Below are 21,980 nucleotides of genomic sequence, written 5' to 3'. Positions count from 1 at the left end.
TTTTTATTAATACCCCATATTTTGCGTGAGATTATGATCGTTTTGTAAATCCGCCTGTGGCAATGGATACAATTGCTTGTTTGTCTGCCAGGAACCTCCTTTTTTAGGAGTTGCAATACTCATAACAGCATCTACATTTCCAGTTCTTTTTAAATCCAGCCAACGATGTCCCCATTCGCTAAATAACTCTATTTGGCGCTCATGAAGGATTGCTGTAAGTAATGACGCCTTGTCAAGTGGGCCAGCATAGTTTGGGAGTCCCGCACGATTACGGACTACATTTAGATCATTTACAGCTCCACTTGTGCCGGTACCGGTCCCTTGGGCCTCTGCTTCTGCTCTTATCAAAAATTGCTCAGCTAAACGAAGTACTATTTCATATTCGGTCACAGGTGCGCCAGGAACGTTTACTTTATATTTATATGGATAGTAGTAGTTTGTTGAAACTCCTCCATTGGTAGCCGTAACTTTGCCAACCCAATTGGTAAGCCTTTGATCACCAGATTCAAAACTGTTTATCAGGTCGCTATTGAGATAAATTGGTTTGTTAAGGTTCGGCCCGGATATAGGCAAAATAAAAAATAAACCGTCTGGTGTATTCTGTCTGGAATTTACTGGCTGAAGCTCCCAGATTGCTTCAGAACTATTCTTTAGATATACACTATTTAAGGCGCTCAAACTATAAGTATTTGAATTGCCTATAACTAAATTAGCCTGGGTTACTGCGTCAGCCCAATCTCCCGTATATAAATAAGTTCTTGCCAATAGTGCTGTTGCAGCCCACTTGGTGGGTCTTACCCTTTCGGAGGTTGGATTCAAAAGTGTGCCATCAAGATACTGATCGCTTAACAGTGATTGTGCCTCTTTAAGGTCTGTTATTATTTGCTGATACACTAGTGCTTTAGGAGTACGTGACATTAATTCGTTGGACTTGTAATCTGTTCCTGTTATTAATGGTACATCCCCATATAAATTGACAAGGTAGAAATAGCAAAATGCCCGAATAAATTTTGCTTCTCCAAGAAGTTGTTGGTCAACTGCAGGGGTTAGGCTATTATTATTGGTCAGTCCTTCTACGGCTGAATTAGCTATATACAAGGTCTGATATAGTACCCAAAAGTCCCCGCCTGCTAAATTTGCATTTGTTAGCGAATTCTGATAGAAGGGGACATAACCGGGTTCGGATGCCGGGTTATACAACGTAAATTCGTCGGCGGATAGCCCACAATAAACCGATGTAGAGCTTAAACCTGACGAAACTCCTGTAGAACTTATTTTAGTATATATACCCGTTAGTACTGCCGATGCAGTGGCATCAGATTTATATACGTTTGCAGAATTAAGACTGGTTATCGGTGTTGGAACCTGCACGAACTTTTTACAAGATGTATTTAATATAGAAAGTGTTGATAGGGTGAAAATCGCCCAGCAAAAAATCTTGGTCCTTTTTACTGTCTTTCGGTCTGATCGATATGATTGTTTCATTTTGATTTGAATGTTATGTTCATTTGAATAAATTATTTGCATTATAGGCCAATCTGTAATCCCAAGCTTATAATCCTTAACGGTGGGAGCGAGAGACTTCCCGGAGTTTCAGGATCTACTCCTTTATAGTGTGTAATGGTCAACAAATTTTGCCCCTGGATAAATAATCGCAAATTTTCAAGCCTTAAAGATTTAGCCCATGAGTCTTTAATTTGCCACGAAAAGGACAGGTTTTTTAGCCGGATATAAGAGGCATCGGAATATGCTTCACTACTGCTCGCAGCATCGTAATATTGGGTTGCATTGCTATAGGCCGAACTATATTGTTGTATGGATTTAATATCCCCGCTTTTTTGCCATCTGTTTAGAACATATACAAATTGATTGGTATTGAATGTTCCCGGTATGCCTTGAACAAATAAGGCGTTTAGTCCTGTCTGCTTAACAAATTGAAAAAGAAAATCCAATCTGAAGTTTTTATAATTAAAACTGTTTTGGAAACCCCCATAAAACTTAGGTAATACATTAATCAGAGCGGTCCGGTCTGTTGCGTAGTTAGGGTTGAACTTATCCGTTGAAGAAGAAAACATATACTGACCGGTAGATGGGTCAACGCCTGCAAATTGAAATACTTTTTGCACGGTTATCGGTTGCCCAATGATCAGTTGATTGGCATAGCTTGATGTACCCAAATTGGGGAAGGCTAATAGTGTATTTTTAGGTAAGGTCAGATTAAAATTGCCTGTCCAGCTAAATAAACCTGTCTTTATAATAGTTGAGTTTAAGTTGAATTCCCAACTTGTATTTTGAACAGTTGCAGGGAAATTTGAGGTTAGTGAGCCAAAACCAGTTATAAGCGGCAAGTTATATCCTAATAGTTCATTTGAGGATTTATTTACGCTGTAACTGGCAGTTAGCAAAATCCTGTCTTTAAAGAATCCTGCTTCCAAAGCAAGTTCTAACTTGCGCGTTAGTTCCCATTGCAAATTCGGGTTGGACAAACTACTGGGTGCTAAACCTGTAATCCCCTGGTAAGGCACCCCTGCACGGGTAGGATTGTATAAGCTTAAATATTTATAATCACCAATCTGGTCGTTTCCGGTACTACCATAGCTGGCCCTAAACTTGCCAAAACTTAAAAAAGACAACTCCTTCTGAAAAATCGGCTCATTAGTGAAAACCCAGCCAATACCTAAAGCACCAAAATCATGAAACTCATTGTTTACGCCAAAGCGGCTGCTGCCGTCTCGTCGGGCTGTCAGGTCGATTAAGTATTTATCATTCAAATTATAGTTAATTCGTCCAAACAGTGCATTGTACTTATAAACAGCTTCAATGAAATTGTTGACATAGATACTTGAAGCCGCAGACAAATTGCCAAGCTGACTGTCGCTGCTATAACCTGCGCTGCCAATATCCTGGCCTTTACTGTTATTTTGTTCAAATGTAGAACCTAAGAGAACGTCCAACTTTCCTTTTCCAATTGTCTTTTTATAGTCTATTTGTGGCTCAATGATCCATGAATTTATATTGTTACTTAAATTCAGAGCGGTACTTTCGCTTGTGGACCTATATTCAGGAGCGTTTGCGTTAAGAGGGTATAACGTTTGTTGATTTTGTTGCAGATTTGTATAACCAAAGCTGCTTCGGGCTGTTAAGCCGGGCAATATTTGATAGGACAAAATTGAATTGACCATCAAATTGTTAGTTTTCTCCTGATATGTATTTAAGTTTCCAGCAAGAGGATTTTGAAAGGTGGAGGTACCAGACCCAGTTGGCGCCCAGTTGAGTGTCCCATCAGGATTATACAAAGGAGGAGCATCAGGGGCTAAATTGTAAGCATACGCCGTAAGGTCTGATGCGGGTAGCTGGTTGTTATCAATAGTATAACTTCCGGTTAATGAAATGGTAAACTTTTTATTTGAAGAAGTATTATTAATGTTAAAATGCATGGAAGCCTTCTGATCGTTAAAATCACCTGGAAAAACGGTTGTTTGCCTTTTATAGCCGGCACCAATTAAGAATTGTGTAGATTCATTTCCGCCGGATATACTACCTTGCGCATCGGTATAGTGTGCCGCATTACCAATTAGTTCTTTTTGCCAATTTGTATAATGGGTCGTATCCCATTGTAACAAATCATAGTCTCCATTAGCCAGGCTTGGAGTTATTCCGTCGTTTTTAAGAGCTTCGTTCCGCATTTGCAGGTATTGGGAGGTATTTAGCAAATGTGCTTTTCTCGCTACCTCACCATAACCGTTTTGTATATATACATCAACTTTTGTCTGCCCGGCTTTTCCTTTTTTTGTTGTGATCAAAATTACACCATTGGCACCTCTCGAACCATAGATGGCTGTTGCGCCTGCATCTTTTAAGACTGATATGCTTTCAATATCTGCCGGATTTATATAACTAAAAGGATTACCATTTTGCGCGCCAAAACCAGTATTGTTATTACTCGAAACCCCTAAGATATAGCCATCGCCCGGTAGTAGCTGGGAAGTATAAGGTACTCCATCTATTACATACAGCGGGTCATTCCCGCCAGTTATACTATTCTGACCCCTGATCGCTAATGAAATGCCACCTCCAGGTATACCGTTATCCTGGGTTATGAAAAGCCCAGGCACTCTTCCTGAAAGAGTTAGCAATGGGTTGTCCACAGGTTGTTGGCTGATGTCTTTGGCTTTAATTGTGGTAACGTTGCCTGTATTTAAACGCTGAGAAGTTTCGCCATATGCGATTACTTGTACTTCGTCAAGTTTAGACGAACTTTCATTTAATACAATTAGCACATAACCGTTATCATCGGTAATAGTTATTTCCTTGGTTTGATAACCAGTAAATGAAATCTGCAAGTTGCTGTTCTTCTGAACATCTTCGATAAAAAACTCACCATTTGCATCAGTTATTAAGATTCTTTTGTTGTTCATAACCCTGATAGTTGCACCCGGCAGTGGGTTGCCCTTATTGTCGGTTACCTTTCCCTTAACAGGTACAGCTCTTTTCACTGGCAATACCGGGGTTGTTTTTTTTTCATTATGACTAATAACAACTTTGTCATCTATAAATCGAAATGATAATGGGAATGGTGACAACAGTTGATTCAACACATCAGTTAATGGTTTATTGACAACATGGATACTGACCGGGTCAGTCAGCTCTTTTGAGTTGCTATATATAATCGTAACTGAAGCTTTTGTTGCGATTCTATCAAAAGCCTCTTTCAGGCTTATTTTATCAAAGCTTATTGTAATTTTTTTCTCAATACCCTGTGAGGTACTGAATGCCTTTGTGTTGACACTTAGGATTACAAAAAAGCTAAGAAAAAATGCCAATCGCAGCAGTCTGCGGTTTTTTTTATGTGGTAATGTTTTTAGCATATAAAATTTGATTAAAAAATTTACTGAGTTAATCGTTATTTCAAAAAGCATTTCGATAGGGCAATAGAATGGCCATAAAGCAATAATTCGGCTTTTTGCAGTATTGTTATTAAATCTCTAAAGTGTTATTTGCCCGTAGTTGAGTTGGACATATTTAAACTACGATTGAGGTAAACAGCATCTGAATTTCATTCTTCGCATCCTCCTTTCAAAATGTATTTATACTTTTTATTAATTACGGTAGCATTAATTGCGGCTGCTAATTGATCTAATACTATGTCAATCGGCCTGTTGGTGTTAAATTCACCATAACACAAACAATTTTTTGATTTACTTTCTAATTCAATCGGTAATTTATAATACCGGGAAAGGTCGGCTACCACCTCTTGAATATGTGCACCATCATAGTTTAAAATGCCATCTTTTCTTTTGAGCATTTTAACCGCATTAGGATAATTTATGCTGATTAACTTCCCATTTTCCCTGCTAAATTGGCTTTGTTGATTAGGTTTAAGCAAGACTGAATTGGTATTCCCTGTGGTGACTCCGAGCAAAGTAACTTTTACAATCCCTGTTACTACCGTTACAGATGAACTTGGTTGGCCCTTATATGATTGGATATTAAAAGAGGTTCCCACAACACGGGTATCCATTCGACCACTATGAATAATGAAAGGGTGTTTTTTGTCTTTTGCAACTTCAAAAAAAGCTTCGCCTTCCAGTTTAACCTCGCGTAAATTACCTATTAACTGATCCGGATATTCAAGAGAGCTGGAAGGGCTAAGCCATATTTTCGTCCCATCGGCCAAAATCAAGGTTTTCCGTTCGCCCTGTTTTGTATTAATCGTATATAATTTAACAGGATGAATAAAATTTCTAATTCCTTCCTGGAAATGATTTATTAATAACCCAGCAGCTCCAATTAATAAAAACCAAACCGCACAAATTTTAGCCCATTTATATAACCTAAACTTTTTAACAGGAGTCTCAATTCTATTTTGTTGTAGATCTTTAATTAAGATAGTTCTTACTTTTGAAACGGCAGCATCGATGTTTGCATGATTTTTCTTATCTATTTCGGTGAATTCTAATTCAGTTAGAATTAGGGCACGCAATGCCTGCTCGTTTTCAGCATTTTCGAAATACCTCAAAAGCCGTTTGATCTCCTCGGGTGTACACCTGCTTTCGAGGTATTTTACAAAAAGGCTCGCAATATCTAATTGATTTTCCAATGTCGCTTTTTACACCATCATGCAGTAAAAAAGAATTTACTCTGCTACAATGAAAAATATTTTGACTAATTCGTAAATAAAAAGGTTGGGTAAGACTATTTATGAAATATTACCTGGTCTACTATAAAGAGTAAGGCAATTCCGTTGTTTAATTGAAGGAACTGTTTTACTGTTTTATTGGCTTTTACGATATGATCGCTAATTGTAGAAGTCGAAATGCCCAGTTCCTTGCTCACTTCTTCGTAACTTTTACCTTCCAGTTTACAAAGTGTGTAAACTTGTTTTCTTTGTGGCGGAAGTTTTGCTATCGCCGCATATAAAAGTTCCTGATCTTGCCTGGAAATTACTATTTCCTCTGCATTAATGTCAAATTCAATATTTGCTCTGATTAGATTTTCGATCAAACGATTATCCTTAGCGACCTTCCGGAAATACATAAAAACCAAATTTTCAGCCACTTTGAATAAAAATGACTTAAATGATCCTTCAATTTTTATGCTTTGCCTATTTTCCCAAACCTTTAGGAAAAGGTCTTGTAATAATTCCTGAGCTATAAATTCGTCTTTAACTAACCGCAGGATATTACGATAAAGCTGCTTGCTGAATTTATCATATAAAATGGTAAAGGCCCGCTCACTTCCTTCCTGGAGTTGTTGAATTAGAAACTTTAAGTTTTCATTGTCCGAATCCATTGCTTTATCTCCTGTTTTGAAATTAATATCAAGCCAGAAGAATTGAAGGGCGGATTATTGTATATTACAATAGGGCCGGCAACCCGCAAAGTCTAATGTAGCATGGCTCTGACAAAGCCAACCATTCCTTTCGGAATGGCCTCCAACAAAAGACATAAGCGAGCACCAGCCCTATCATAATTATATGTATAGGGTTGAGGTGCTGCACTTACACTCGCTGGATTAAATTGTCAGATTTAGCTGCGAGGCTCGTAAGCAGTCCTACTTATAAGCAAAAGGTAAGCACTGCAAAATTATAAATTTTATATTTCGATTATTAGCTTACTATTAATTTGAAAAGAAAATGCTGTGGTAATCCACAGTGTTCTTTCATTATCTTAACACAAAGATAATGATTTCATTAAAACTATCAAATTTCAATAGCATTAACTACTGTTTTATCATAGTTAAATATCTTACTTCTCCGTCTCTCTTTTATCAGATTTGTTCATGGGTGTAGAAATAGGTAAAATCATTCATGGATTTGTGCATGAGAAGGGTTTAAAAGCAAAGTTTGTTGCTGGGTATGTTAATGTTAGTGAGTCAACTCTATATGGTATCTATAAAAGAGAATCAGTCGATATTGACAAACTCATACTTTTTTCAAAACTTCTTGGTAAGAATTTATTTGTCTATTATTTAAATGAAGAGCCGTTAAAAAGTATGTTTAGTAAGGACATCATCGCCCTTCAAAACCGAATCCTCGAATTGGAGTCAGAATTGAGTGTTAATGAGGAAAAGGTGAAATACCTATCTGATATTATAGAAACTCAAAAAAAAGTAATTTCATTACATGAAGAAAAAACAACAAAAAAGAAAAGATAATTCCAATCGTCACAATGGGTATTTGCCATTTACTCTTAGCTTCTGATAGTCGTAGGCATTTTGTTTATCAAGCACTGCTAATTCATCATAATATTTATTAGTTATCGCTTTATAATTATCGAACTGACTTTTCCTCTCAGCAATTTGATGCTCGGTAAACTTCCATGCTTGATCTGCCATAAATCTATTTGTTAATTCTTTATAAAGCTCTGCACGCAAAACTTTTAAATAGAGATTCTCCATCTTCAAATTGACCGCCTTTTCAGCCATGTCTTTAGCTATAACCAGATTGCCAAATGCCATCTTATTACCTACGTCAGGATTTGAAATGATCTTATTTAATTGCAGATAAAGTACAGCTCTTAAATACAAACACGTCGTATCGTTCGGATGAAGTTTCAAAACCTTGTCCAGGCTGTCAGATAATGCTGAATATTTATTGGCATTGGGTTTTCCAATCGTACCATCATTTACATAAATTAATCCAGATCTTATCTCAAGCGGTAATTGCGCAAAGCTGTAAGTTCCTCTAAATATTGAAATTATGATGAATACTAATAATGCTGCTGTTTTTTTCATAAGATAAAAGACTTAATGTTGGATCCGATGCAGTTTTGATGACCGGGCATTTTAAAACGACTGTCTACAAATCAAAACAATGGCAGATTACAAACCGACAGGAACAAAAATAAACTGTTGCCAATATGAAAGCATTAGAACGGGGTACCTGTATGTCAAGAAAACAAACCTTTCTATCCCGAAAAACTATCGATGGCGAACTGAAGAATTAAAAGAAGGGCAGATTGAATGAGCCAAACGTAAATCGTATTAAAATAAATCATTAAATCCAAAATAGATATTCTGGCTTCTCCTGTCATTAAACATACTACTATTTAGTTATTCTAAATCCCTGATATAAGTATTTTAACCCATTTCTCACCAATCTAATTTTGTTCCGCATTTAATCTATCTATAAAATTATTGGGAGTTATCAATGGATTTAATAACTATTCAGCTTCAGCAATTTGTACGAGAGTCAATAAACCCGCAAAAGTTTATTGGTAAAACAGTCTCCTCGAAGGATTTTGGCAAATGGAAAGATTTCCTGGCAAAAGAAATAAATTCTTTAAATCTCGCGGTTCTAAATTTATCATTTCATAACAACGGCGTTGAAAAAGTAATGTTACAGCTGGTGAATTTGAGTGATATCGTTAATTCTTACATATTTAAGAAATCCCTAATTTTACGAAATCACTCGCAGGCCCGGTTAATAAGAGAACATTACATTTATACAATAGAACGCTTTGACGAGCTAATATCAATTTTAGGTAATTTATTCCCGAATGAGGCTGGTAAAATAAAAATCGCCGATTCAAAGTTATTCAATACAATTTCCGATTTAAAAGGGCATTACCGAGAATTGATTAATCATCTCCGTAATTCTGATGCTGGGAAGGACTTAGTTGAAATTGTATTACTGGGAATTTGTAAAATGATCCATAAAAAGAATATTACGCGAAATGAGGTGCATTATATTGAATCGCTAATCTTCTTTTTATTAAAAAATGAAGTGTCATTGGATAATCGCCGCCTTTCGGATTTATTGATCATCCATGATTTTAACATCCCTGATTTTTACCGTTATTGCGTCGACAATTGGAAGGTTTATTTAATTGATCTGCCTGGCCTGCACGAACAAAAGGAAATGTTGTTGGTGGAAAAAGACCGACTTTTTAACCTCTTTACTGCAAAAGGTTTAATTATGCCATATAATATGAAAAGCTTGTTTATGGAATTGGATGAGTTTTTAAAAGAAAAATACACCTTAACCAACCAGTTGATAAAATTAAGAAGGAAGTTGAGTCAGGATCAAGAACGAACAAAAGCCGGAATTCGTTTTTTGGTTAATTTACCAGTATCCCAGTTTGGCCTTTTTATCAGGATTCAGATAGAAAAAGGCATATTGATAAAAGAAAATCTTGGTGAGCTATTTACATTTTTTGCAACTCATTTTTATACACCAAATACCTTATATATTTCGGCAGAAAGCTTACAGAAAAAATCAACTGATGTTGAATTTGCGACCGCTCAAAAGCTTAAGGGGCATTTAATCGGGATGTTGAATTGGTTAAACACGAATTATAATCTGTCAAATTATAATTAATCAATATGTAGTGTTCGATTGCAATTATATAAGAAAGTACAAACACAATTATATATGGATAGCCATCTACTTGCTAATAATGTCGCGCTGTTAGCTGTGGAACCGGTAGTAAAAACCAAAGCAGATTCAGGGCTGCGACCAAAAAAATCGACAATTTTAGTTTGCAGCATCTCATGATGTCATGATGGCCTCCGATCAAGGGGATTGCGCTTGCACCAGTCCCATACTGTTCGATGCCATAGATGGCAGCGAGTTTTACTGCTGGGTGTCGCGTGAAATTTAGGTAATCATTAGATACAAGGCTGATACATTTTTTTGGTGTCTTATTAAAAGGTGAAGTCACCCACATCTCAGGGCCACAGCCTTTCTTGCTGGTCATAAAACGGAAGTTCATTTGTCCGTTTTCCATAATCTGTAAACTGCTGGAAGATTCCTGCGCGTTCAAAAACATTGAGGCCGGGAATGTTTTCAAGTTTTTAAAACTCGCTTTCGAAAAAAATGAAGCTATAAGGCCTAGTTTGTATAATACTCAATAAAAAACACATAATCATTAATTAAGAATCACCTGAAACTGATTTTTGTAATAGCATTTGACTATTACCATAAAACGGCGTATCCGTTTTTCCCAGTATGCTTGAAGGAAGTGTTGTCATTTCCTGTAGATTGTCAAATGGGACTAATACTGTTTTTGCACCGTTTTCAGAAAGCAATGATACTTTTTCTGCAAAATGTAGCGATCTTTCAACCGCGCCTCCAATCGAAATATTGCCTAATACTGCTAGTGCAGATTTGAGATTCTTTTTATAAATAGCTGAAATAATTGCAACGTAAACAGCACTACCTATTCCACCGTTTATATAAGCGCCCATTAAATTACTGACTTGAATATTCAAATCATACCCAGCAAGAGAATGTTGCTCATTTAGAATGCTTTTTTCATTTGCCCTAATGTAATTGAAAGTGTTTTTAATGTTTTCCTTAACTTCCTGGTTGTTGGTGCCAGTAATATTTACTTTTCCTGTGCCGCGCAGCGCAACTACCTCAATTTTTACTAATGAATTGTTATCGCCATCACTCGTAGCTGTGTAACAAACACCAGGCGCAAGTGGATTACTATCAATCAAATGTGAGCCTCTGTCCTCCGGTAACCCGACAAATATTTCTTCCTGTCTTTCTTTGTCTATGTAAGAAAAGTTTGTATCCCAAAATTCCATCCCACCAATCCTCTTCAATTGTTCCTTAACCCTTCGTCTCATTTCCATGGCGATGATCAGGTATTCTCTTATATCTTCTTTGGTATAGTTGGCATCGGGGTGAAGTAATTTTATAAAACCTGAAACTATTCTGCGGACAGATTTTGAATCTCTTTGTTTTAAGTGAGCACCCAACGTAAAGTACTTATCAATCACATCATAATAAGTTGTCTTACGTTGAGATTTAAGAATTTCAGAAAAGAAGTCTGTGCTAAATCCAAAGTGGTTGGTGAAATTCTTGGGACTAAATTTGGTTATCTCCCAACCAGGCAAGAATAGGTTGATTCGATCAAGGAATGCTGTATCATAATTAACTTCATCGGATAGGGGACTAAAAAGATGAGACGTTTGTAAAACAGTTTCCACAGGTTGGTTGATATTCCCGTTTAGAATAATGGATGCTGACCCTGAAATCTCCCCGCCTTTGGCCCTCGAAAAAGAACCTGATTCCATATAATCTTTCATCAAGGGGATGGCGTCTCTGTCTTTGAATAGCTTATCAGTACTTTCATCAAAACAAATTGCATCCCACAAGCCTACAGCACCAACTCTGCCACTTGTATTATTAACAAAAAGCTGCGCAACAGAACCTTGCCCACCTGAAATTAAAATCGCATATGGGGTTATTTCTTTATAGATATAAGATTTCCCTGAAGATCTCGGTCCAAGTTCAACCATATTGAAATTTGCCTCAACCAAAGGGATTAAGCGGCACAATAGCAGGTTTAATTTGCGTTCATCCAAACCTTCACTTAAAGGCTCATAGCCGGCGCTACGAAGCAATAAGGTTTTCCATTCGTCTTTTGTAAACTCTTTTCTTTTATCCGAAATTTTTGAATTGTCGAAGCTGGATAATTGTATGGGTTTAATATCCCGAACAACAAAAGGGTAAACCGTAGGGCCAATCATTATCATTGGATCATATTCCATTTCAATTATTGCCCAAATACCCCCAAGCATCAGTTTTTCATGGGTTCGCACTAATTCATCGCTGATGTTCGCTTTTTTAATGTTGCTATTGCTAATATTTGCCCAATACCGGTCGCGCTGGGGATCAAGGTCGACAGAAATTTTATCAATGATTTTGTACCTGCCTTTTTCACGCAACTTAGATTGTATCAAAGTGCTTTCTTCCGGATTGATATAATGGTCACGGAGAATCTTTTTCACATTCTCCATTCCTTCTTTCAGCTTTTCTTCATCTTCTGTGCTGCAGGTATTGGCCAATAAATATTCCAACACAAAAGCTGGAACATTTGCCCCACCTTTAATTATACCAACCAGGTCTTTTTTAACTACAAAACCCCTGAAGTGATCTAAGGCTTTTTTATCTAAATCGTCTAATACTATCATATTGATCTATTTATTATAAGCCTCCCAAATCACGAAGGTTAGATTTTTTGATGATTACTGTGTCTAATTGTTCCTGGGTTGCAGCATCGAGTAATATGGCTTGTACCTGGCTGTTTTTATTAAAGGAAAACTCCTTAACTTCCTTTTTACCCGCTTCAAAAGTTATTATGTCGCTGCTTAAATATTCCCTCCCGCCAACATATAGTTTTATCTGAACTTTACGTTGCGAACCAAATAGGTCAGCTAAAGTTTTTGGAGCTTCCAACTTAATCACAAATAGTTCAGTAGGAACATCGTTCAATTCGGATTTATTGGAAATTAATACTTCCAACTTTGATGTTTGTGCCCTTGCTTTGGTAAATTTAAATTTCGGAATAATGAGTTCTTGAGGTGTGAAGCCACCATGCGAAAAGCCATAGACACCCTTTGATTTAAATGGGCGATGATTTTTTGCTGCATAAACATATTTGAATTCGTTATATGGCCTTTCAAAACATATCCAATCACTATTTATTTGCTTTTCAGCCGTGCGAATAAAACGTTCATGTACCTCTTTTTTACCAATTGCATTGGGTTCTATCTTGTCAGCTTCATCTAATAATCCGGTCAATACAAAGCCATGGTCGGTAACAAGGTACACTTCTTGGTACCCCATATTGAGCAACAAAGTTATTTTTTCAACGAGTACTGCCTCAAACTCTGAAAATAACTTAATGGCTGCTTGCTGTAATTTTTCACCCGAACTATCAATATCTTTATATGTTAGAACAAGGTAATCTGCCTCATTGCCGTAACTTAGCTGCTCCAATTGCATATACACAATGTTCTTTCCGGTTGCTTGTGTCAGCCTTATTTCCCTGTCTTTTTGAACAGAAAGCACCTCATTGCCGCCTACATATAAGGCACTCATATTATGTTCCGTTTCTGACGGCATATCCGCTAACATGATTTCCTTTTCAACTTTGAAATGTTTTTGCAATTCGGTGGCTACATAATCTGCAATCTCATAACGTACGCCATCGCCAACGATAACTGCCGTTTTAGCTTTAGCAGTAGCGAAGAGTTTGGGAAGGTATCCTTGTTGATCTGATTTATACGCCGGATAGAAATCAAACCATGTTTGTAATACCAAATGATTTAAACCTTCATAATATTCCTGCAATGGTCTTACTATGGCATCGGTGTTTAAAAATGCTACATATAAATTGCGTATTGCTCTATCAACTTTTGAGAAAGTACCTGCATAATATTCTATAAACGCATTTAGATTGTTACATTTTGACAGATCATCGGTATTCGTTTCAAACAGCACCAATAGGTCCTTCCACCATACAGGAACAAAAACCTGTACCTTCTGGGAAAATATTCTTTTCTTTAACTTTTGGAGCTTTTCTGCCACAAATGACTTATCCCTGTAATTATCTGCTATCTGTCTCAACTCAATCAAATCAAGTGTTTTAAAACAATGATCGGGGTGGGAATTCCAGGGATTGATCGATTCGTCTAATTTATAATCATGAATATATTTTTCCAGGGATGGCCTATAGGTAGAACTATCAGCCCATTTATAGTACAGTTGTAACAGGCTATCCGAAATCTCGTTGTTTGCAAGGCCGTCAAACATTCTTTTCGCAACTTCCCCTGCCAATGTTTTTGCGGGTTTACTCATATATTGCTGATCAAGCAATTCGTGTATTTTTTCTTCAAACAATCTTTTAATATCCGGTTCTTTTGAAGCAAGGTATTCTTCCGGGTTATTGACAAATGGCAACAGTTCATCATCGAGGTTAATCATTTCCTCTAAATTCTGGACAATTTTTTTCCACCAGGCGAGGTCTTTTCCGATCCCTAATTTAGCTGCCGTTAAGAGCATTGGGCTATCTAAATTTACTTGTAAACCTGTACTTGCAAATATTTTCCTTTTTAACCAATCCTGGGGATTGCTTAAATCAAGGCAGCCATGTGTAAAGCAGTAATCAAACAGAAAACTTAGTTTATCTTGTGGCCTGGTAACATAAAAAACAAGTGGTTTATTTTTATAAGTTGTTTCGCCTTCGTATCTGATCAAAAGCTCTTCTTTCTCCTGTTGCCACTGTTCTGAAACAGAAACATTTGTTTGTAAAACGTTTATATGGTTTTGTTGCAAAATAGGTAACACAAAACCGCATTGCGCCGTAGTATCCAGTAACACAACCCTGTCACGGTGTTGTATTAACGAATTAATATCTTGCATCAACCATTGTTCAGTCATTACCAATCTGCATTTAAATATTTTTGTAGTTGAGTTGATTTTAATACTTCCGCCTTTAGCATACCCTTTTTTTGAAGCGGGGCAATATTTTTACCTACACCACCATCCAATTTTGGATCATAACCTTCAGCAATGAGTTCGTCAATCTTTTTGGAGAAAACGGCTATCTCCTGTAATTGCAGCCTGATGATTTCCTTTTCTGTTTGTGCCTGGGCGGTTACACTGTCCCCAATTTGCAGATTGCGGTATTGAAGGCTTTCGGTACGTTTACTAAGGTAGCTGCTTTTGAGTTTGTACAAACTATCCCTGTTCCATTTGTAAATAATAATATATGCTTCAAAACCCTGGTGAGCACCACTACTTAAATGCCAAATAAATGGTGTTTTTGGCAAATACATAAATAGGTTGAGATGATCGCTCAAATCCTTGAAAAAATGCTGCTCAATATATTCGTTAATTGGTCGGCCTATCAAGGCATCTAATTGCATAAACTGTGCAGAGTTAAAACCTTGGCTAAAGCAGTGTTGTTCTAATCTATCCGCCAATTTTGGTTCACCAGGTAAGGCAACTAACGGAATAATGCCATCCTCATCATCTTTTAAAATCGTCCGGAGGGAATCAGCCAAAAACTCCAAAGCGATGTCTGCAGCACGACCTTGAGGTAGTATTTTACTTTCTTTAAACCAAAACCAAACATTGATGGGATTAACTTGGTGCCTAATGCAAAATTCCTCCAGATCATTGTTGCTTTGATACAAAGCATTAAACTCTATTTTGATAGGTAGTATTTGGGACTCTTCAAAATCAATGGCTCTTAAGTTTTCGATATGGTTTATAACGTTTTCCTCTTCGAGTTTTATTTCTTCCAAATAAGCTTGACGAGCGGAATTTAGAACCGGCAGTTCTCCAACTGGCCTCCCCATCTTTGCCTCTATCTGTTGTCTGTCTTGTTCACTAAGGTCGTATACCTCAAATATGAGATTGTTAATTACCGCCTCATTTATCAAAACGTGTGTTAGCTGAGCATTCTCGCCATTCAGGTGGGTTAATAGACGACTCGTTAACGAAACGTCAGAATATAATGTTAATGGATTATTTTTATAATTCGTTTCAACCAACTTAAATTCACAAAGGTTTTTCTTAATTATTATATTTTCATTAGCTAAGACTGAAATACCATTTTCAAGTGATTTGGAAGGCTTGACTATTGGTATCCTTTGTAAGTCTCCGACCTGCGTATTTACCGTTGGATTTAAGCAATCAACTATATAGGTAGATAACGGTGAATTTAGGAATGCTATTAGATAATTTAAATTTTTATATGTTTTGCCTAAAAAAATGCAAGAACCTCCAGTATCAAATATGCAATTTGACGGTAGGTATCTATAAGAGGCTCCTTTTGAACCACTTGCAGAATAAGTAATCCCTTCTTGTAAATAAAAATTACTATTTCTTAGTACAGCGCCGGCACTTATTAAGTCCTGTCCATTTGCACCCCAATTCAATAGTACCCATAAATTGCCGTACCATTTATTAAAAGGGCCTCCCTTTGAATATTTAACCCATTTTCTTTTATCCTCGTTGTAATTTATCGATATAGAGTTCTCTTCAACTTCCCACCAAAACCTTAAAAATTTGTTATTATCCGTTGTTGCCGCCCCTTGCGCCGGATTGAACATATCGAGAATGGTTTTCTCTTTGAACTTTTCTCTAAAACCATCACTAATCCAATATATAAAAGGCCAACTTTCTATAATTTTAAGTTTAGATTGAGGAAGTGTGATATTGTGTTTGTTAGGAATATTCGCTATGTAATCATCCAATGATTTAAGACAGAAGTCCTTCTTGAACTTTTCATTCGGTGTACGAGTATATTGATCTAATGAAATGAACAATGAATCATTTGAATGTATTTCCTTTTCGAGAACATAAAACGCTGGATCGACCATCACGGATCCGAATAAGTTGCTCAAACCGTAATCAACGAAAATATTAATATGTAACTTGTCAATGATGAATTTCCTGACATCCTCAAATGTTTTGATGTACATAAATGTCAATGGATGTATCAGGGCCATTTTACCTTGTTCGTCAATTAATTCAAAAGAACGCTTGATAAACGTTGCATATAGATTAGAATTGAATTTATAGGGTTGCTTGTAATTTGTGTCAATAAATACTTTTAATTCCGGGCCAAAATCAGAGCTGTCTGTGTAGGGCGGGTTGGCTACAGCTACATCATACTTTTGAGTAAGTAATTGAAGAAAGGTAATTGCATCCTGTGTTTTAGTATTTAGGAATGTTTGTCCTTGTTTGGCAGTATTTTGTGTTACAGCTTTATGAAGGTTAATAAAAAAAAGCTCCCTGAAATTCTCAAAATCATCTAAATTTTCTTGTCCAAATAGCGCAATCTGGTTTTGATCAACATGCTTTTTTGTGCCAAACCATTTAAGGTTAAGTTTCTCCTCCAGGCGTATTAAGGCACCAAATTTATAGGCATTTTGTAAGTCGCCCCATAAATCGGCCATTAGGTTTCGTTCAACCTCACCTAATTCAGCACTTTCTTCAAAAATGTGCTTTACCTCACTATAAGGAGGCAAAAAGAAATCAGAACTAACGATATTAAAATGTTCAATTTTAGCAGAACGCTTTTTACGCTTAGCTTTAATATACAAACCTAATTGCGCCAGTTGAATTGCGCGGTCATCCAAGTCAACGCCATGCAAGTTGTTGGTAATGATGAGTTCGGCTATTTTACGTTCATCATATTCAGCACCGTAATTTTCAATCTGATCGATATACAAATCATAAAACAAGTCAAATCCGTAAAGCAGGAAGTTACCGCTACCTGTAGCCGGGTCAATCAACTTAATTTCGGTTATCGGTTTTGGTGCCCTTGTCTGTGTTTTAGGGGCGTTGGCTATTTTATAACGATTTTTTATTTCGCTATCAGGAAACATTTCAAGGTACAGTTTCCCCAAACTGTTATCCACTAAAAATTTAACAACCCAACGGGGCGTGTAAACCTGGCTTTGAATACTTACTTTATTAAATTCTGTTTTATCACCACTTTCTTTATGAGCGGCCTTTTTATAATTGTTATAGCTCTCATATAGCCAGCCTAATACATCGTCGCTTTTCCAAATGTCACTTTCTACTTGTGGATCAGTTTCCACCTGGTTAAAAGCGTTCATTATCCCATTAAGCTCAATTGCCGTCGGCAACAAATGATAAGGGTGCTGCGGGCTGAACAAAGGAATGTCAGTTGTTAATACGGTTAGTTGATCTTCAATAAAACGAACCAAGCCTTCCATTTCTTCGTTACGTCCGTCTGGATTTTGCTCCAACCAATGTTTATGAGCAAAAGATCGGTCACCATGCTGAGTTCTTCTCGTAATAATTTCAGGATGCAAGATATGCGCCTCCATTACCTTTAAAGCAGCCAAGCGGTTAAATAATGTAAACGTAAACTCTTCAACCAACTTTTCGTATGCTTCCGAAACAGTTCCCGTTTCGGCAATCCAAACTTCCCTTATACCTTCAATACTTTTCCTTTCAAAACGGTACTCGGCAGGGATAGCATCTACGGGTTGCAAAACTGAAGCGGTTACACCCATCCGGCCTAAGCGGTTGCGAAAAGCAGTATCAATTAGTTTACGAATAAGTTCAACGTGCTCGGCTAATTTCATTTATATAGTTATAGATTCTTGATTTCAACTTCATCATCGGCAGCTGCCCCTGATATTTTTTGCAATTCATTTTGCAGCCATGTTTTGTATTCACTTACTTTTACTTTTCCACCGGGTAATGTAGCTGAATAAATTTTCTTGGTCGGGGTTACCGGAGTTCCAGGAGCAGGTTTGGTAGGGGTCGTTGTAATTAACCCCGATTTTATTATTTCTAATTTTGTTTTATAGCTATGAAACAATTGAATGAAAGAAAGCATCTCGGAGTAGGTGAACCTCGTGTGCCTATCTTTTACGTCATAATCTATATCAATGGCAGAATTTGTGCGTTGAGAGGCATACTGCCTGATGCTACTTCCTTCCAAACTTGCTTCTTCATTAAGGCCAGCGGGTAATGTATGAATCTCTTTTATCAATTCATCTGCGTCCTTTTGCAGGAGAATATATTTAGCAGCCATTTCTGTCGCGGCGGCTTGCATAAGCTGATAATAGGCATCCTTAATTTTCTGGGCTGTCTCTTGTAAAGCTTTGAAGTTCTTTACTACCTCACCCTGGTAAAGGCTATTGTACTCTTTTAATAATGGATTGATTACCACATCAGCCTTTGCTGCCTTATTTATTTCATCATTAACACCATCGGCAAAAGCTTTCCATTGGCGTAATTTATCCAGATTATTACGAATGAATTTTTCTGCTTTTTCAATTTCTCTGATCGCATTTGCATAAATATCGTTTTGATCAAGGTAATTGTCCGCTTTATCTATATAATTTGCTTCACTAACGGCCCCTGTGAATACGCCTAATTGATCTTTACAAGTTTCCAGGTTACTGAATAATGCGTCAAAATCCTTATTGGAACGCTTCATGAAATCTACCTTATCGCAAAAAAGTTTTGCCAATTCACGCACGGCATTCACCAGGTCAAAATCATTGGTGTTCCAGTCTACTTTTTTGTGAGTGTGCGTTTCGCTTTCTAATTCTTGAAGGGATGTAACTATACTGTTTTTTTGAGCTGTTGACAATGATTTGGCTATAGCTTTAAATGATGCCTTTCGAAACTCCCGGGCTGCGCTGAAAATACTCGAAACGCCATCATCTCTCCATGAAAATTTTTCGGCTCCATTATACTTGGACATTATTTTGCCGCCACGCATTAAAGCTGCAACGGTAGTAATCACTGTGCCGAATCCAAAGCCTGTAGGTGGTTGCTCTAAGTCCTTTTCGAGAGTAGCCCCGTCAACAAATGTGTTCCTGATCTTGAATAATATTTCTTCAGCAGGCTTTAAAGCCTCTCCAATAAAGTTACCCTGAGCGTCATAAAACTGAAAATCTATACCTTGCCCGTTGAAGTATGTTTGTAAACGCTGACTATTTGCTTCTCTAATAATTCTGTCAGCAAGCGCGTCTGATAATTGGGAAGTTAACCTTTTGTAATAAACATTTTGAATAACCTGTCGTTGCAAACCATTCATAACATTTTGCCAGTTATTATTATCCATTTGCGCCGTATTATACAGATAAATAGAATTACCCTGCATTAACGATTGTTCCACCAGTTCCTTTAATCTGATTTCTTTTGCTGAACGCTCCGATTGAAACGCTCGTACTATTGGTCCTTCTTCAGAATTTGGATTGGTGTATTTCTCTTCAAGGTATTTAATGCGTTCTACTTCCTCCAGCAGTTTATCAATTTCCCTAAAGTGACTGTTATCCGGCGCCAACCAAATTACATCTTTATTATTTTGGAATTGTGTTTTTAACTGTTCGATATCAATACTGCGATCATCGCCAAAACTGTACAGGCTTTTAACTTTTAACTTTAATTGCTTTAAACCAGGGTTAGTTAGTTCGTCGTCATTATCTGAGGTGATATAGAAATCAAAAATGGTATTGGCATCATTTATCTTTGCCAGTGATTTTATAAAAGCAGAGTTTTTGAAAGCAGAAATGATTTGTTGCTTCTTTTTAAAAATCTGCACCAGGAACTGGTTCATTTCATCTAATAGGCGTTGCTCTATATCCGAAGTGATGCGGTATGTCCCGTTAGACAACAACAGAATTTTGTGCTCTACTAAAGTGTCTAATGCTTTGGTGACCAAAGCTTGCACAGTATGAAAGTCTTCAGGTGCTTTAACGTAGGATTTTACAATATTAGTAAATGAAGTTGGGGCAACTTCCGCTTCGGTTAAGAAATGGATGGTTTCTAACAAATGACGACCAGGCAAATCAATATGTTCATTTTTTAATATTGTATCAGCGTTGGAATACCTGTTTACTAAACGAACAGGTGGTTGCGGTTGGGCCTCTTTTGCAATCTGCCACCCAGTCGCAACATTAAATAAAGTCTCGTTCTGGATTTCGTGTTTTAAAATATCGTAGGTGGTGATAATCATACCCCTTGCCGCAACCTTGGTGGATGCGTATCCCTGGCGACCAAAAAGGAAATTTTGCAATAACCCAAATTGGTTTTGATAAAATGGATAGTAGGTAACAAATGAGTCGCTGTTTTCTGTTTTGCCGGCTCCCGTAAGTCCGCTATGATCTGCTATTTTCCCTGAATTTTTTTGGTAATGATCTTTTAACTTCTGTAAAGCGTCATCCTTCTTTTTTAATAGCCTACTGCGGATAATTACATCAACTTCTGTAGCCTCAAGGTGGATTTTGATTTTGAAGCGATCTGTCACTTTGGTGAGTTGAGCCTTGCTTATATTTGAGTTGTTGATAACATCGTCCAGTTTTTCCTGGGCAATTGCAATAGTCCAAACCTTACCACCTAAAGAGGAAAGGGATTCGCTCAGACCTTCGAGGTCAAGCAATGTGAATTTTCTTTGGTTAATCGCTTCACTTGCCTCATCAAAAAGGAAAACAACTTTTTCGTCCCTAACGGCCTTGAAATATGTGCTTAATTCGTCCTTTAATTTAGAAGCGCTAAATTCATCAATTTCCCTGCGGATTGTAGTTAGAATAGTGCTATAATCAGCTTCTGAATTACCAAGGGCAATGTATATTTCCTTGATCTTTCCAATATAAACTATCCGGTTATTTTTTAAATCACTCCATGACTTGCCCGACTTATCCTGTACAAAATCAACCACATTGCTATAGTCAGCACTGCACATTAAAGAGAATAATAAAAACCCATGTTCATTTTCCGGCAGTTCAAGCGATTTTAGAAAATTTCTGAAAAGCGCATAGGCAAAACCTTTCGAAGTGTCCTGCTTCGCAATATCCATAAATACCACACGAGCATTAACGCTATTTAGTTTTGCAATAGAATTCTTAACCAGTGCTTCATCATTTATGCCAGTAAATCTTTGTAATATCCTGTCCCTTGCCGGTGTGCCACCTATAAGTCTGTTACTGATCATATAACCAAGTAACTTGCCAAAATATGATTTACCCGAACCATAAAATCCGGAAATCCAAACGCCTGTTTCAATTATGTTGGAAGTAAATGTGGAAACAAAGTCTGAATATTCTTCAGCAAGTCCCTCTGTAATGATATAATTCTCAATTTCAGATTGAATGGCAGCCTCTGAAATATCCTCTAAGTCGATTACGTTTTTTATATCTTCACTTAGATCAATTGTTAAAATGTCCTTTATAAGCATATTCGT

12 protein-coding genes are annotated in these 21,980 nt (G+C 37.1%); 2 read left to right on the top strand and 10 right to left on the bottom strand.

Annotated features, from left to right (window positions below; translation table 11 throughout):
• Positions 1-6 precede the first annotated feature (6 nt).
• The 4 genes from I5M19_RS12145 to I5M19_RS12130 form a co-directional block, all read right to left on the bottom strand.
• Positions 7-1,527: a RagB/SusD family nutrient uptake outer membrane protein gene (locus tag I5M19_RS12145; protein WP_200066596.1), complete on the bottom strand. Its 1,521-nt coding sequence runs from the start codon at positions 1,525-1,527 to the stop codon at positions 7-9.
• Positions 1,527-4,868, bottom strand: coding sequence for a SusC/RagA family TonB-linked outer membrane protein (locus I5M19_RS12140; protein WP_200066595.1), 3,342 nt, complete (start codon positions 4,866-4,868; stop codon positions 1,527-1,529). Before I5M19_RS12140 ends, I5M19_RS12145 begins: the two co-directional genes overlap by 1 nt.
• A 188-nt stretch (positions 4,869-5,056) precedes the next feature.
• On the bottom strand, positions 5,057-6,100 hold the full coding sequence (locus tag I5M19_RS12135) for a FecR family protein (protein WP_200066594.1): 1,044 nt from the start codon (positions 6,098-6,100) through the stop codon (positions 5,057-5,059).
• A 95-nt stretch (positions 6,101-6,195) separates the two neighbouring features.
• Positions 6,196-6,792 (bottom strand): RNA polymerase sigma factor, encoded by a 597-nt coding sequence (locus I5M19_RS12130; protein WP_200066593.1) that lies wholly within the window; start codon positions 6,790-6,792, stop codon positions 6,196-6,198.
• Between the two features lie 489 nt (positions 6,793-7,281).
• On the opposite strand from I5M19_RS12130, the gene I5M19_RS12125 reads away from it, so the two are divergent.
• Positions 7,282-7,656: a hypothetical protein gene (locus tag I5M19_RS12125; protein ID WP_200066592.1), complete on the top strand. Its 375-nt coding sequence runs from the start codon at positions 7,282-7,284 to the stop codon at positions 7,654-7,656.
• Positions 7,657-7,665: 9 nt separating this feature from the next.
• Here the strand turns inward: I5M19_RS12125 and I5M19_RS12120 are convergent, their stop codons facing one another.
• The gene (locus I5M19_RS12120) at positions 7,666-8,235 is read right to left on the bottom strand and encodes a hypothetical protein (RefSeq protein WP_200066591.1); all 570 of its coding nucleotides are present in this window, start codon (positions 8,233-8,235) and stop codon (positions 7,666-7,668) included.
• A 415-nt stretch (positions 8,236-8,650) separates the two neighbouring features.
• Between I5M19_RS12120 and I5M19_RS12115 the strand changes: the two genes are divergently transcribed.
• The gene (locus I5M19_RS12115) at positions 8,651-9,820 is read left to right on the top strand and encodes a hypothetical protein (RefSeq protein ID WP_200066590.1); all 1,170 of its coding nucleotides are present in this window, start codon (positions 8,651-8,653) and stop codon (positions 9,818-9,820) included.
• 73 nt (positions 9,821-9,893) lie between these two features.
• Here I5M19_RS12115 and I5M19_RS12110 read toward each other — a convergent pair whose 3' ends face one another.
• From I5M19_RS12110 to brxC, 5 genes are all read right to left on the bottom strand, one after another.
• Positions 9,894-10,229, bottom strand: coding sequence for a hypothetical protein (locus I5M19_RS12110; RefSeq protein WP_214653058.1), 336 nt, complete (start codon positions 10,227-10,229; stop codon positions 9,894-9,896).
• A gap of 145 nt (positions 10,230-10,374) precedes the next feature.
• On the bottom strand, positions 10,375-12,426 hold the full coding sequence (brxL, locus tag I5M19_RS12105) for a protease Lon-related BREX system protein BrxL (RefSeq protein WP_200066588.1): 2,052 nt from the start codon (positions 12,424-12,426) through the stop codon (positions 10,375-10,377).
• Between the two features lie 13 nt (positions 12,427-12,439).
• Positions 12,440-14,677 (bottom strand): PglZ domain-containing protein, encoded by a 2,238-nt coding sequence (locus tag I5M19_RS12100; protein ID WP_200066587.1) that lies wholly within the window; start codon positions 14,675-14,677, stop codon positions 12,440-12,442.
• Positions 14,677-18,366 (bottom strand): BREX-1 system adenine-specific DNA-methyltransferase PglX, encoded by a 3,690-nt coding sequence (pglX, locus tag I5M19_RS12095; RefSeq protein WP_200066586.1) that lies wholly within the window; start codon positions 18,364-18,366, stop codon positions 14,677-14,679. The genes I5M19_RS12100 and pglX overlap by 1 nt, the downstream gene beginning before the upstream one ends.
• Positions 18,367-18,374: 8 nt before the next feature.
• A complete protein-coding gene (gene brxC / locus I5M19_RS12090) occupies positions 18,375-21,974 on the bottom strand; it encodes a BREX system P-loop protein BrxC (RefSeq protein ID WP_200066585.1) in 3,600 nt (1,199 codons plus the stop codon).
• Between the last annotated feature and the right edge of the window lie 6 nt (positions 21,975-21,980).

This window comes from Mucilaginibacter segetis (genome assembly GCF_016522075.1).
In the GTDB taxonomy this organism is placed as follows: Bacteria; Bacteroidota; Bacteroidia; order Sphingobacteriales; family Sphingobacteriaceae; genus Mucilaginibacter; species Mucilaginibacter segetis.
This window is presented reverse-complemented; position numbering and strand designations above follow the sequence as displayed.

Coding starts and splice junctions, on each gene's coding strand:
- I5M19_RS12145 (WP_200066596.1), bottom strand. CDS start 1,527: ATGCAAATAATTTATTCAAATGAACATAACATTCAAATCAAAATGAAA.
- I5M19_RS12140 (WP_200066595.1), bottom strand. CDS start 4,868: ATGCTAAAAACATTACCACATAAAAAAAACCGCAGACTGCTGCGATTG.
- I5M19_RS12130 (WP_200066593.1), bottom strand. CDS start 6,792: ATGGATTCGGACAATGAAAACTTAAAGTTTCTAATTCAACAACTCCAG.
- I5M19_RS12125 (WP_200066592.1), top strand. CDS start 7,282: ATGGGTGTAGAAATAGGTAAAATCATTCATGGATTTGTGCATGAGAAG.
- I5M19_RS12120 (WP_200066591.1), bottom strand. CDS start 8,235: ATGAAAAAAACAGCAGCATTATTAGTATTCATCATAATTTCAATATTT.
- I5M19_RS12115 (WP_200066590.1), top strand. CDS start 8,651: ATGGATTTAATAACTATTCAGCTTCAGCAATTTGTACGAGAGTCAATA.
- I5M19_RS12110 (WP_214653058.1), bottom strand. CDS start 10,229: ATGGAAAACGGACAAATGAACTTCCGTTTTATGACCAGCAAGAAAGGC.
- brxL (WP_200066588.1), bottom strand. CDS start 12,426: ATGATAGTATTAGACGATTTAGATAAAAAAGCCTTAGATCACTTCAGG.
- I5M19_RS12100 (WP_200066587.1), bottom strand. CDS start 14,677: ATGACTGAACAATGGTTGATGCAAGATATTAATTCGTTAATACAACAC.
- pglX (WP_200066586.1), bottom strand. CDS start 18,366: ATGAAATTAGCCGAGCACGTTGAACTTATTCGTAAACTAATTGATACT.
- brxC (WP_200066585.1), bottom strand. CDS start 21,974: ATGCTTATAAAGGACATTTTAACAATTGATCTAAGTGAAGATATAAAA.